The organism is Rothia sp. HMSC072E10, from assembly GCF_001813965.1.
Classification (GTDB): Bacteria; Actinomycetota; Actinomycetes; order Actinomycetales; family Micrococcaceae; genus Rothia; species Rothia mucilaginosa_A.
The window spans coordinates 83,474-96,701 of sequence record NZ_KV814488.1; the positions used below are offsets into that span (position 1 = coordinate 83,474).

10 protein-coding genes, 1 tRNA gene and 1 pseudogene are annotated in these 13,228 nt (G+C 64.6%); 8 read left to right on the forward strand and 4 right to left on the reverse strand.

The features are described from left to right. Nucleotides 1-480: 480 nt before the first annotated feature. The 3 genes and pseudogenes from HMPREF2944_RS03655 to HMPREF2944_RS09005 form a co-directional block, all read right to left on the reverse strand. Nucleotides 481-1,950, reverse strand: a complete 1,470-nt coding sequence (locus HMPREF2944_RS03655; RefSeq protein ID WP_070680606.1) for a multicopper oxidase family protein — start codon at nucleotides 1,948-1,950, stop codon at nucleotides 481-483. Nucleotides 1,951-2,021: 71 nt separating this feature from the next. Then, complete coding sequence (locus HMPREF2944_RS03660) at nucleotides 2,022-2,291, reverse strand: CueP family metal-binding protein (RefSeq protein WP_210398451.1); 270 nt, start codon at nucleotides 2,289-2,291, stop codon at nucleotides 2,022-2,024. 189 nt (nucleotides 2,292-2,480) lie between these two features. After that, nucleotides 2,481-2,811 (reverse strand): annotated as a pseudogene (locus tag HMPREF2944_RS09005) (sensor histidine kinase). Between the two features lie 233 nt (nucleotides 2,812-3,044). Here HMPREF2944_RS09005 and HMPREF2944_RS03670 point away from each other — a divergent pair. The 3 genes from HMPREF2944_RS03670 (at nucleotide 3,045) to HMPREF2944_RS09245 (ending at nucleotide 5,881) form a co-directional block, all read left to right on the forward strand. Next, on the forward strand, nucleotides 3,045-3,371 hold the full coding sequence (locus HMPREF2944_RS03670) for a heavy-metal-associated domain-containing protein (RefSeq protein ID WP_070680612.1): 327 nt from the start codon (nucleotides 3,045-3,047) through the stop codon (nucleotides 3,369-3,371). A gap of 248 nt (nucleotides 3,372-3,619) precedes the next feature. Continuing rightward, nucleotides 3,620-5,644 carry a copper-translocating P-type ATPase gene (locus tag HMPREF2944_RS03675; RefSeq protein ID WP_070680754.1) on the forward strand — a complete coding sequence of 675 codons (2,025 nt, stop codon included), beginning with the start codon at nucleotides 3,620-3,622 and terminating at the stop codon, nucleotides 5,642-5,644. 81 nt (nucleotides 5,645-5,725) lie between these two features. Then, nucleotides 5,726-5,881: a hypothetical protein gene (locus HMPREF2944_RS09245; protein WP_168165817.1), complete on the forward strand. Its 156-nt coding sequence runs from the start codon at nucleotides 5,726-5,728 to the stop codon at nucleotides 5,879-5,881. Between the two features lie 346 nt (nucleotides 5,882-6,227). Here HMPREF2944_RS09245 and HMPREF2944_RS03680 read toward each other — a convergent pair whose 3' ends face one another. Further along, complete coding sequence (locus tag HMPREF2944_RS03680) at nucleotides 6,228-6,443, reverse strand: RNA-binding S4 domain-containing protein (RefSeq protein WP_005508828.1); 216 nt, start codon at nucleotides 6,441-6,443, stop codon at nucleotides 6,228-6,230. Nucleotides 6,444-6,675: 232 nt separating this feature from the next. Between HMPREF2944_RS03680 and HMPREF2944_RS03685 the strand changes: the two genes are divergently transcribed. From HMPREF2944_RS03685 to HMPREF2944_RS03705, 5 genes are all read left to right on the forward strand, one after another. Next, nucleotides 6,676-8,055, forward strand: a complete 1,380-nt coding sequence (locus tag HMPREF2944_RS03685) for a glycine--tRNA ligase (RefSeq protein WP_070648924.1) — start codon at nucleotides 6,676-6,678, stop codon at nucleotides 8,053-8,055. A 216-nt stretch (nucleotides 8,056-8,271) separates the two neighbouring features. Then, a complete protein-coding gene (locus HMPREF2944_RS03690; RefSeq protein ID WP_070680614.1) occupies nucleotides 8,272-9,249 on the forward strand; it encodes a GNAT family N-acetyltransferase in 978 nt (325 codons plus the stop codon). A gap of 248 nt (nucleotides 9,250-9,497) precedes the next feature. Next, a complete protein-coding gene (gene dusB / locus HMPREF2944_RS03695) occupies nucleotides 9,498-10,670 on the forward strand; it encodes a tRNA dihydrouridine synthase DusB (RefSeq protein WP_070680616.1) in 1,173 nt (390 codons plus the stop codon). 91 nt (nucleotides 10,671-10,761) lie between these two features. Continuing rightward, on the forward strand, nucleotides 10,762-12,858 hold the full coding sequence (gene dnaG, locus HMPREF2944_RS03700; protein WP_070680618.1) for a DNA primase: 2,097 nt from the start codon (nucleotides 10,762-10,764) through the stop codon (nucleotides 12,856-12,858). A gap of 242 nt (nucleotides 12,859-13,100) precedes the next feature. Further along, a tRNA-Asn gene (locus tag HMPREF2944_RS03705) sits at nucleotides 13,101-13,173 on the forward strand. Nucleotides 13,174-13,228 lie beyond the last annotated feature (55 nt).

Sequence of the window (13,228 nt, forward strand, 5' to 3'; positions counted from 1 at the left end):
CCCGCCGCACCCGGACGCTCCGCTTCTCCTTGCTTCGCTGCGGAGAGTGCCCGGGGCGGCACCCTGATGTCGCTTCCGGAGGGTATAGCTACCCCGGCTGTCCGAGGTACGCGATTTGGTGTGAGCGGAGGGGCGGTGTCGTCCGTAGTGACATCAGGGTGCCCGAAGCGAAGCGAGGGCGGGTTCCCTGTAGGAACGAGGACGGTCACCAGCGCCTCCAGCGCTCAGCATGAGGAAATATGCGGCGCCCCGCCCCTGCTTAGTGAGGGGAGGAACGAGGGGGAGCACCGCGGCAACCACGATGGCGGCTCTGCGGGGTGTGCTCGGCACGGATTAGATCTTCTTATTCCGGGGCGGTGGGGAAGAAGACGGTGTTCTGGTTGTCCCGGAAGAGCACAACACCGAGGAAGGTCATCGTGCTGCCCGGTGGGTGGCCTGTAGCGACTCTGCCCACCTCGGCACTCAACCCTGCTGTGGGGGTTACTTGTAGCGAAGCGAGCTGAACATCCCGGTTTCCATGTGATAGGCGTTATGGCAGTGAAATGCCCACTCACCGGGGTTCTCAGCGATCAGGTCGGCGATTATGGTTTCACCGCCGCGGAGAAGGACGGTGTCCTTGCGTAGCCCGCCGCTGCCGGGCAGCGACCACGTGTGGCCGTGGATGTGCATGGGGTGGGGCATCATGGTCCTGTTGCGCATGACCATCCGCAGGCGCTGGCCCTCCTGCACGGTCGCGGAGGAGGATTGGCCGTCGGTGAGAATGCTCCATTTATACGGCATCATCTGCCCGTCCAGGTCGATGCTGACTTCTCGGTCTGGTGTGCCCTCGGGCAGGAGTGCACGGTCTGCTGGCTTCAGGGAGGACAGAAGCAGTCCGGTGGACGACAACTCGGGGAAGTCGACATCGGGGCTGGGGGCCTGGCCGCCGGCGGTGCGGATGACGGCGAAGGCGCGGTCGTTCTTACCCACCGCCAAAGCCGTGAGCGGGAAGACGCCGTCGCCGAGGATGACCTCGACGTCAACACGCTCGCCCATCGACAGGTAAATCGATTCGGTCTCCAAGGGCTGGACAGGGAAGCCGTCGGTGTGGGTAACGGTCATGCGATGACCCCCGAGGGCCACCTTGAAGATGGTGTCACCGCCGGAGTTGATAAACCGCAGGCGGGCCTTGTTGCCCGGGCGAGCCTCGAAGGTCCGGTGAGCACGGGGGATACGTCCGTTGATGAGGTAGTACGGATACATCACATCGCCGGCATCCCCGCCCAGTACCCGGTCCGGGGTGCCGTGATGATTTCCCATTCCCATCTTCCCGTGATGGTCGCCCGAACCCATTCCGGTTAGCTTGTCGAGCTCATCATTGGGAGTGCCCTGAATGCCATCGACCCAGTCGTCGAGCACGATGGTCCACTCGACGTCATGGTCCTCAGCGTCTTGCGGGTCACGGATGATCAGTGGGGCGTGGAGGCCGCGATCAAGCTGCAGGCCGGCATGGGAATGGTAGAAGTAGGTGCCACCGTGGGGGACTTTAAAAACATAGGAGAAAGACTTGCCAGGTTCAATGGGGTCCTGGGTCATGCCGGGCACACCGTCGGCTGCGTTGTGGAGTGCGATGCCATGCCAGTGGATGGAGGTGCTCTCAGGCAGTTCATTGGTGATATCGACCTGGAGGACGTCGCCGGCGGTAGCCTCAATGGCCGCATCCCCGGTGTTAGAGACGTATCCCCACGTCTTGGCTTCGATGCCGCCGATATCCAGGGAGAGGGGCCGGGCGGTCAGCGTCCGGCGCACCGTCGGCTCACCGAGCGCAGTGAGGGTGGGAGTGGGGTGAAGGGAGGGACCTGGTGTCGAGGCAGCGGGTCCAGGGTTGCTGGTGCAGGCGGCCAAGACCCCGGTGCCGGCGAGGGCGAGCCCGCCGAGCAGAAACTGTCGTCGGGGAAACGTGTTCGTCATGATTTAACCTTTCTTGGTGCAAGATTTCAGTGATACGGAAGACAGGCGCAGGTGAGGACTCTGCTGAGCCATCACGTCAGGCGCAGGTCTGTGACACAGGTGGCACCGTCGTCGGTGGTGGAAAACTCCGTGGTGCCGGTACGCCCCTGGGAGCTGACCTCAATCAGGCCGGTGGCATCATCGGGAAGCCAGAAGCCAAACCCATTGTCGAAGGTGGTTGTCGCCTCGTCCACCAGCGCCTCACCGGTCGCCTCATCGGTGATCGTGACCTGGATATCCTCATTGTCGAGTTCCCCCAGGCAGGTCGTGAGGCTGTGGTAGAAGCAGTCGTGGGAGGCCATCGGCAAGAGGCGGGGCGGTAATCATGGGAAAGCTCCTACGGGTCGGTGGGATGCGGGGATGCTACTCTCCAGCATATACCCCCCTGGGGTATATTTTGAAGGGCGGCGATGTTGCTCTCCAGTATATACCCCCTGGGGGTATATTTTCAAGGGGTGGAGGGCACGGCCCTCACGCGGGGCAGGGCGTGGTCACCGAGCAGCCTCCTCACTGTCGGGAGGGGACAGCGGGAGACGGAGGGTAAACACCGCTCCGCGACCGGGCCCGGAGGAGGTGATGGTGAGAGTGCCGCTGTGGGCCTCGCTCAATGCCTTGGAGATGATCAGACCGATACCGGCCCCGCCGTTGTCCCGATTGCGGGCAGCCCCCCCGGTAGAAGCGTTCGAAGATGTGTCCGAGCTGGCCAGGTGGGATGCCCTCGCCGTCATTGGCGACGTGGATGAGCGTGGTGGACGCCCCCTGTCGGTGGACGCTAATCCGGACCTGCCCGCCGGCCCCGGGTGTCGGTGCCGTGCTTGCGATGCAAGTTGCCGATGTGGACATCGACGATGCGTTCATCACCGATCCAGGTGGTGTCCCAGACCTCGGTGACCACGTCCTGCCCCGCGTGAGGGCTGTGCCCTCCACCCCTTGAAAATATACCCCCAGGGGGTATATACTGGAGAGCAACATCGCCGTCCTTCAAAACATACCCCAGGGGGGTATATGCTGGAGAGTAGTATCCCCGCATCCCATCGACCCGTAGGAGCTTTCCCATGATTACCGCCCCGCCCCGCCTCTTGCCGATGGCCTCCCACGGCTGCAGCTGTTGCGGACCTGCCTCACGTGCCGACACCGTCTCCAACCCTGCCGCCAGCGACTCGTCAGCAGGAGGGTCCTCCTCTAGCTACCAAGTCACCGGCCTGACCTGCGGGCGCTGCGCGAAAAGTGTGACCCAGGCCCTTCAGGCCCTCCCCCAGGTCCACGACGTCCAGGTTGATCTCGCTGCTGGTGGTGTTTCCACCGTCACGGTCACCGGTGTCGTACCTCCGGAGATGGTTCGCCGGGCTATCGAGGCGACCGGCTACACCGTCTTATCCTGATCGATTTACCCATCATCTCGACCCCGACCGGGTTGAGCGAAAGGAACGTCATGAACACTCCCCACCATTCCGGCGATCACCCCGCTCCGGAAACAGACCACACCCACCACCCGGATCATGCCAGCCACGAACACCACGCAGACGCCGACACCCACGGCCAGGCGATGCACCACGGTCACCCGCACTCCGTCCTGGACGAAGACCACCAGGTTCATGGTCACGGCGAACACGCCGGGCACAGCACCGCAATGTTTCGGGAACGCTTCTGGTGGTCGCTGATTCTGTCCATTCCCGTCGTTATTTTCAGCCCCATGGTCGCCCACCTGCTCGGCTACCCCCTCCCGGAATTCCCCGGATCCACCTGGGTTCCCCCGGTACTGGACACGATTATCTTCGTCTACGGCGGAACGCCTTTCCTCAAGGGCGGATGGAAGGAAGTGAAATCCCGCCAACCCGGGATGATGCTCCTGATTGCCATGGCCATCACCGTGGCGTTTGTCGCCTCCTGGGTCACCACTCTGGGGCTGGGCGGTTTTGACCTGGACTTCTGGTGGGAGCTGGCCCTGCTGGTGACCATCATGCTGCTGGGCCACTGGCTGGAGATGCGCGCTCTCGGGGGTGCGTCCTCCGCGCTTGACGCGCTGGCTGCCCTGTTGCCGGATGAGGCCGAGAAAGTCATCGATGGGACCACCCGCACCGTGGACATCTCCGAGCTGGTCGTCGGCGACGTCGTGCTGGTGAGGGCCGGTGCCCGGGTGCCGGCCGACGGAACCATCATCGACGGAGCCGCCGAATTCGATGAGGGGATGATTACCGGCGAATCCCGTCCCGTCTTCCGCGACACCGGTGACAAGGTGGTCGCCGGTACCGTGGCCACCGACAACACCGTCCGCGTCCGGGTGGAGGCTACCGGCGGGGACACCGCCTTGGCCGGGATCCAACGCATGGTTGCCGACGCACAGGAGTCCTCCTCCCGGGCCCAGGCCCTGGCGGATCGGGCGGCGGCGTTGTTGTTCTGGTTCGCGCTGATCTCTGCTCTGATCACCGCGGTGGTGTGGACCACCATCGGCAGCCCGGACGATGCCGTGGTGCGCACGGTCACGGTGCTGGTCATCGCCTGCCCGCACGCCTTGGGCCTGGCGATTCCGCTGGTCATTGCGATCTCCACCGAGCGGGCCGCGAAATCCGGGGTGCTCATCAAGGACCGGATGGCGCTCGAGCGGATGCGCACCATCGACGTGGTGCTCTTCGATAAAACCGGCACCCTGACCGAGGGCGCGCACGCGGTCACCGGTGTCGCGGCAACTGTCGGCGTCACCGAGGGCGAGCTGCTGGCCCTGGCCGCCGCCGCGGAGGCCGACAGCGAGCACCCCGTGGCCCGCGCCATCGTGGCGGCCGCGGCCGCCCATCCCGAGGCCTCTCGTCGGCAAATCCGTGCAACTGGTTTCAGCGCCGCCTCCGGCAGGGGGGTCCGGGCCACTGTCGATGGCGCTGAGATCCTCGTGGGCGGGCCGAACATGCTGCGCGAGTTCAACCTCACCACCCCGGCCGAGCTCACCGACACCACCAGCGCCTGGACCGGGCGTGGGGCCGGTGTACTCCATATTGTCCGCGACGGTCAGATTATCGGTGCGGTGGCCGTCGAGGATAAGATCCGCCCCGAATCCCGCGCCGCTGTGAAAGCCCTGCAGGACCGCGGGGTGAAGGTCGCGATGATTACCGGTGACGCGCAGCAGGTGGCCCATGCGGTTGGCCAGGACCTGGGGATTGATGAGGTCTTCGCCGAGGTCCTGCCCCAGGACAAGGACACCAAGGTCACCCAGTTACAGGAGCGTGGCCTGAGCGTGGCCATGGTCGGCGACGGTGTCAACGACGCCCCGGCCCTGGCCCGCGCCGAGGTCGGCATCGCCATCGGGGCCGGCACGGATGTGGCGATGGAATCCGCCGGAGTGGTCCTGGCCAGTGACGATCCCCGGGCAATATTGTCGATGATTGAGCTCTCGCAGGCCAGCTACCGCAAGATGATCCAGAACCTCATCTGGGCGTCCGGTTACAACATCTTGTCCGTGCCCCTGGCCGCCGGCGTGCTCGCCTCTAGCGGCATTCTGCTTCCCCCGGCTGCTGCTGCGGTGTTGATGTCGCTGTCGACGATTGTGGTGGCGCTTAACGCTCAGTTGCTGCGCCGGATTGATCTGGACCCGGCCCACCTGGCTCCCACCAGTCCGAAGGAAGAACACACCACGCCTGCTCCGGCATCCACCGCCGTCCACTGATTCACCACCTCTCTCCACTGCCCCATATGACCCTGAAAGGCTTCACCATGAAGCGCACCCTTTCAGGGTCATATGGGGACCATGGACGAGATGGGTGGAATGGATCACGGCGTGAGCGCCATGGAGATTCGCCATGTAGGCGAGTTCCTGGAGGCGAAGGTGCAGGGTAAGGAGCCGCGTATTCGTGCGCAGAAGGTTGCGGAGGCGACCGGCGCCGCGGAAGGCTCTGACGCCTAATCGACATGCAGAAAACCCCCGGGTCTGACGATTCGGGGGCTTTACGTTTAGCCTTATTTTCCGCGCTGAAGGCGGTTATCGTCCTCGTTCCTACAGGGCACCCGCCCTCGGCCCCGCTGCCGGAGCGTGCCGGTGCACCTTCCGGAAGCGACATCAGGGTACCCTCTCGGGTGCTCTCCGCAGCGAAGCAAGGAGAGAGCGGAGCGCCCGAGAGGGTGGGTTCCCCTGTAGGAGCGTAGGAAGGTGCGCACCGGCTGCTTCCTTGGGCCGGGGGAGAGGAACGAGGACGAGCACTGCCTCCTAGCCTTGCCACAAAGGCCTATCTCAAACGGAATAAGAGGTCGGGTTAGTCCTCGTGCGCAACCTTCACGGTCACGCCGTTGAACGTCACGGTATCTCCGGGGTGCAGCTGCTTGCCGCGTGCTTCTTCAATGTCGCCGTTGACCTTAACCAGGCCGTGCTGAATGACCTCGCGTGCCTGCGCACCGTCCTCTACGAGGTTGGCGAGCTTGAGGAACTGGCCGAGGCGGATCATGTCGTCGCGAATAAAAATTTCTTCCATGCTTCCTAGTTTATCCCGCCGGGTGCATCCTGGTGCCTGGCAAAAATGAGGGAGTGGTGGGCCGGGTAGGCATACCCAGGGGCGGGTTGGTGATGGTACCCTGGTGTCTTGCATCAAAAAGTGTGCATATTGCGCCGATGAGCGCGAACACCGGGCGCCCTGCTCTGGGTAGCGCCCCCATCAACCCGAACTCACGCACGCCACAGCCGGTGGCGGGGCAGAAGGAGTAACTATGGCTGAAAAGTCCACCCTCGATAACGTTATTGCGCTCGCAAAGCGCCGCGGCTTTGTTTTCCAGGCCGGTGAAATCTACGGCGGTTCCCGCTCCGCATGGGACTACGGTCCCCTCGGCGTGGAGCTGAAGGAAAACATCCGCCAGCAGTGGTGGCAGCGTTTCGTCCGCTCCCGCGCGGACATGGTCGGCCTGGACTCCTCCGTCATCCTGCCCCGCGCGGTGTGGGAGGCCTCCGGCCACGTCGCGACCTTCACCGACCCGCTGGTCGAGTGCCTCTCCTGCCACAAGCGCCTGCGCCAGGACCACCTGCTGGAGAACTTTGAGGCGAAGAAGGGCCGCCCCGCCGAGGGCATGAGCGAGATTGCTTGCCCGAACTGTGGTACTCGTGGTGAGTGGACTGAGCCGCAGAACTTCTCCGGTCTGATGAAGACCTACCTGGGCCCGGTCGATAATGAGGAGGGCCTGCACTTCCTGCGCCCCGAGACCGCTCAGGGCATTTTCGTGAACTTCAACAACGTGGTCACCGCCTCCCGCAAGCGCCCGCCGTTCGGCATCGGCCAGATCGGTAAGTCCTTCCGTAACGAGATCACCCCCGGTAACTTCATCTTCCGTACCCGCGAGTTCGAGCAGATGGAAATCGAGTACTTCGTGCACCCGGACGACGCTGACAAGTACTTCAACGAGTGGGTTGAGGACTGCTGGAACTGGTTCGTTGACCTGGGCATCAACCCGGACAACATGCGCCGCTTCGACGTTCCCAAGGAGGAGCGCGCACACTACTCGGCCGGCACCATCGACGTCGAGTACCGCTTCGGCTTCCAGGGCTCGGAATGGGGCGAGCTGATGGGCGTCGCGAACCGCACCGACTACGACCTGGGCGTTCACAACGAGCACTCCAACGCCAAGCTCGAGTACTTCGACCAGGCCACCGGCGAACGCTACGTGCCCTACGTGATTGAGCCCTCCTTCGGTCTGACCCGTTCCATGATGGCGTTCCTCGTCGACGCATACGTTGAGGACGAAGCCCCCAACACCAAGGGCGGCGTGGACAAGCGCGTCGTGCTGAAGCTCGACCCGCGCCTGGCACCGGTCAAGGCCGCGGTGCTGCCGCTGTCCAAGAAGGCTGAGCTGTCCGAGCCGGCAACCAAGCTGGCCGAGGAGCTGCGCGGCCTGTGGAACGTGGACTACGACGAGGCGGGCGCTATTGGCCGCCGTTACCGCCGCCAGGATGAGATCGGTACCCCGTTCTGCATCACCGTGGACTTCGACACCCTCGAGGATCAGGCCGTGACCATTCGCGAACGCGACACCATGAGCCAGGAGCGTGTGGCCCTGGACCAGGTGAAGTCCTACCTGGCAGCACGCCTGGCCGGCTAGTACCGGCCCGCGGCGGGAGTATTCCCGCGAACCACTGACCATTACGTTGCGGCGGGTAGCCTCTGAGAGCGAAAGAGGCTACCCGCCGCAGTGTATTTAGGCTACCCTGGTTAGACGCGATAGTGCGGGTCGTCACGCCGGACGGGGCGGGCCGCGGCTTGGAACCCGTCGGCGGCTCAGGCACGTACGGGTATAGGTGAAGGAGAGCATACAGACATGGCAGAACGCCTCAGCGAAAAATTTGAGATTCGCCCCTGGCAGGAAGGCGACGACCTCGCCCTGCTTGAGATTTGGAACTCTGCCCGCAATGAGGTTGAGGAGCGCCAGCGTGGCCTCTTTGGCCCGGATACGGATGCGCCGTTCAGCAGCACCCTGGTGGTGACCGCATCCGGCGTGCCGATTGCCGCCGGTTCGGTGGTGGCCTCGACCCTGCATCCGACTCGCCTGTGGTCCTACATTGAGGTGGCGGCAGACCACCGCCGCCAGGGCATCGGCACCGCCCTGATGGACGCCCTGCGAGAGGTGGCCGCGGCGAACGGCCAGACGACCGCCCTGCGCGTGAAGCTGTCGCCGTTTAGTGACGGTGAGGAGTTCGCGCAGGCGACCGGCATGAAGCTGATTCAGCGTTCCCGCATGGTGCGCGTGGAACCGGGAGCGATTCCTCCGGTGTCTCTGCGCGAGGACGCCGACGGTAACGAGACTCAGGCCATTGAGGATTTGGCGACCGGCTCGGTGGAGCTGACCGCCGCCCTCTGGGAGTTCTACCGCCGTTCGCATCAGTGGGATGTTCCCGCTGAGGTGGGTATGGGCACGGTGAACCGCTACTTCCTCTCGGATGAGGTGCGTGCTTTTGGCGCCGTGGTGCTTCGCGACCACATTCGTGAGGCTGCCGCAGAGGGTAAGAAGGGCCCGATCGTGGCCTTCGCCGTGAGCTACCATCCCTTCGAGACCGACCCGGAGGCGGCCCTGGTGAATGAGAACACCGCAACCGAACTGCTGCTGGGCTACGACTTCGATAATGAGGGCGCCGTGGAGGCGATTATGCAGGTGCTGTCCCTGCTGAGCGCTAAGTACCCGGTGACGGTGGAGGTCGACGACGCCATGGAGGCGCTGGTTCAGGTGACCGACGTGCTACTGCGCGCCGGTACCGCCTCGGTGGAGGGTGACCCGACCTATATTTACGTGACCGAGTAGGTTCTCGGGTAGGTTCCCGAGTATATTCCCGAGTATATTCTCGGCACCGAGCCTGCCGGCTGGTTCTTGCCGAGAGGGGCGGGGGAGTGGAATACTCTCCCGCCCCTTTCGCGTGCCTGCGCCTCACCACCATTGTTAAGTCTGTGCCGTGCCGCCGTACTGTGTTGCTGTACTGCGCCGCCGTACCCCGATAGCTCTGTACCCCGTCAGCTGAGTGCGGTTCCCGATTTGCCCCCGTATGCCACAATATAGGGGCGAATTCTGAAGCACCCCGCCTGACTCTTCCGCCCCTGAAGCTGGGCAAACTGACCGTTGACACCCCCGTGGTCCTCGCCCCCATGGCCGGCGTGACCAATAAGGCTTTCCGCCGCCTCTGCAGCGAATACGGTGGCGGCCTGTACGTGACCGAAATGGTGACCGCGCGCGCCCTCGTGGAACGAAAGCCCGAGTCCCTGCGCATCATCGAGCACGACCCGGACGAGAAGATTCGTTCCATTCAGATTTACGGCGTTGATGCGGTCAACGTTGGTAAGGCTGTGCGCATGGTCGTTGAAGAGGACCGTGCCGACCACATTGACCTGAACTTCGGCTGCCCGGCGCCCAAGGTGACCCGCCGAGGCGGCGGCGCAGCCCTGCCCTGGAAGACCGACCTGTTCACCGCGATTGTGCAGGCGGCGGTCAAGGAGGCGTCCCGCAACGATATTCCGCTGACCATTAAGATGCGCAAGGGCATCGACGATGACCACATCACGTTCCTCGAGTCCGCCAAGATTGCGCGCGATGCCGGCGTGGCCGCGATTGCCCTGCACGGCCGCACCGCCGCTCAGCATTATTCGGGTAAGGCTGACTGGGATTCCATTGCGCAGTTGCGCGAGCTGATTCCCGACGTGCCGATTCTGGGCAACGGCGATATTTTCTCCGCCGAGGACGCCGTGCGCATGGTCGAGCAGACCGGCGTGGACGGTGTGGTGATTGGTCGCGGCTGCCAGGGCCGCCCGTGGCTGTTTGGTGACCTGCAGAACGCCTTTGAAGGCTCCCCGGAGCGCGTGCGCCCCACCCTCTCAGAAGTGGCCGACATGATTTACCGCCACGCAGAACTGCTGGTCGAGACCTTCAGTGACGAGACCCGCGGCCTGCGCGAGATTCGCAAGCACGTGGCCTGGTACTTCAAGGGCTACCCGGTCGGCGGCGAGCTACGCGCGAAGATGGCTCAGGTGCCCGACCTGGCGACGTTCCGCGAGCTGCTGGCCCAGCTCGACCACACCATCGGCTACCCCGGCGCCGCCGTGGAGGGCTCTCGAGGTCGCGCCGGCAGCCCCAAGCAGCCGCACCTGCCCGATGGCTGGCTTGACTCGCGCATCCTGGGCGACGCCGAACGCCTGGGCCTAGTGGAGGCTGAGCTCGACATCTCGGGCGGCTAAACCCCGTCCGAACCATCGCGGCTGAACCCTCAGCCAACCCGCCCCGGGGTCGTCCCCGGGGCTCACGCATCACCACCGTAGAATTGAGTTCATGGCTGGATTAATCCGCAAAGAAGACATCGACGAAGTACGTGCTCGCACCGATATTCGCGAAATCATTGAAGGCTACGTGAGCCTCAAAAGCGCGGGTATCGGCACGTACAAGGGCCTGTGCCCGTTCCACGACGAGCGCACGCCCTCCTTCAACGTGCGCCCGCAGGTGGGTTCGTACCACTGCTTCGGTTGCGGTGAGTCCGGCGACGTGTACTCCTTCGTCATGGCCATGGAACACACCGGCTTCGTGGAGACCGTGGAACGTCTGGCCGCCCGCATTGGCTACACCCTGCACTACGAGGGCGGTAACCCCGGCGAACGCTACGAGGCGGGCATGCGTCGCCGCCTGCTCGACGCGCACAAGATTGCCGCCGAGTTCTTCGAACGCAACCTCTACTCGCCGGACGCGCAGGAGGCGCAACGCTTCCTGGGTGCCCGCGGCTTCGACCCCGCCGCCACCCGCCACTTCGGCGTGGGCTACGCCCCGCGCGGCTGGGACCACCTGCTCAAGCACCTTCGCTCCCAGGGCTTCACCGATGAGGAGCTGAAGGCGACCGGCATGTTCTCCGAGGGCAACCGCGGCCTGTACGACCGCTTCCGCGGCCGCATCATCTGGCCGATCCGCACCATTGCCGGTGAGACCATCGGCTTCGGCGCCCGCCGCCTCTTCGACGACGACCAGGGCCCCAAGTACCTCAACACCCCCGAGACGCAGCTGTACAAGAAGTCCCAGGTGCTCTACGGCATCGACCTGGCCAAACGCGAGATGACCAAGAAGAAGCAGGTCGTCATCGTGGAGGGTTACACGGACGTGATGGCCGCGCACCTGGCGGGCGTCACCACCGCCGTGGCCACCTGCGGTACCGCTTTCGGCCCCGGGCACATCAAGATGGTGCGCCGCATGATTACCGACGACGGCTCCGGCGGAGAGGTCATCTTCACCTTTGACGGTGACGCCGCAGGTCAGAAAGCCGCCATGGCCGCGTTCCAGGAGGACCAGCGCTTCGTCGCGCAGACCTTCGTGGCGGTGGCCGAGGACGGCATGGACCCCTGCGACCTGCGCCTGCACAAGGGGGACGCCGCGGTGCGCTCGCTGATTGCCTCGCGCCGTCCGCTCTTCGAGTTCGCCATTGACACGACCCTCGCCAAGTACGATTTGGCGACCCTGGAGGGCCGTGTGCTGGCGATGCGCGCCATCGCCCCGATTATTGCCGGTATCAAGGACCGCGACCTGCGCCCCGCCTATATGCGCAAGGTGTCCGGTCAGCTCGGCCTGGAGCTGGACGAGATTCAGCGCGCCGTGGCGTACGCGCAGAACCACCCCAAAACCCAGCGCAGCTACCGGGAAGAGGCCCCCGCGGCGCCCCGCTACGAGCGTCTGCCCGAGCGCGGCCCCGCCGGACCGTACCCCGCGGATGCGCCCTACGACCCCGGCTACGACGCACCCCCGCCCGAGGAGTACCCGGCTCAGAGCGCCTACGCGGGCTATAACGCCGCCGCGCATCCGCCCGCTCCCGCCGCGAACTACGGCATCCCCTACGCGCAGGCCCCGGGTGGACAGAACGGCGCGGAACCGGGTGCCGCTCAGGGTGCTCCCGCGGCGGAGGAGTTCCTCACTCCCGACCCCAACGACCCGGTCGCGCGCCTCGAAAAGGCCGCCCTGGAGATTGCCCTGCAGCACCCCGAGCTCATCAGCGTGGAGCAGTGGCGTAACCTCGCCACCGTGCAGTTCCGCTACCGCACCCACCGCGAGGTGGCCGCCGGCATTATTCACGCCGCAACCGTCATGGCGCCCACGCCGGGTATCGAGTGGATCAACTGTGTGCGCTCCGGCGCGGTGGAGGGGGTTCACCCCGCCATTGCGGAGCTGGCCGTCTCGCCCCTGCCCGTCAGCAGCGCCGAGCGCCTGCCCGGCTTCGTGACCGGTGCGCTCAACGCCCTGTTCGAGCAGCAGATTGCCCGCCAGAAGTCCGACCTGATGATGCGCTTGGAGCAGCTGAGCGCCAACCCGGACGATGAGGAGTACGAGGCCGTGCAGCGGCAGCTCCTCGAGCTCGAGATGCGCCGCCGTCAGCTCACAGCCCAGCGCGCCTAAACTCGCAGCCCAACGCGCCTATGACCGCGTGTCATCTACGCCCCCCCCGATGCGGGCGCGATGGGGAAGGGGACGACGGGGCAGAGGCGTAGCCCGGAGGTCCGCAGGGCGCCCTGCGGGCGATTCCGCACCGCCACCACGAAATGTGATGCACTTCATCATATTTCGGCTTGCGGAGCCCCGAGACCCCCGGTATAGTTATTACTCGTTGCAAGGGAAACCGCGCAACGAAAACAAAATATTCCCCCGTAGCTCAATTGGCAGAGCATTCGACTGTTAATCGAAGGGTTACTGGTTCGAGTCCAGTCGGGGGAGCAGATATAGCAAGAACCCCGGAACGAAGTTCCGGGGTTCTTGCTATATCTGCTCC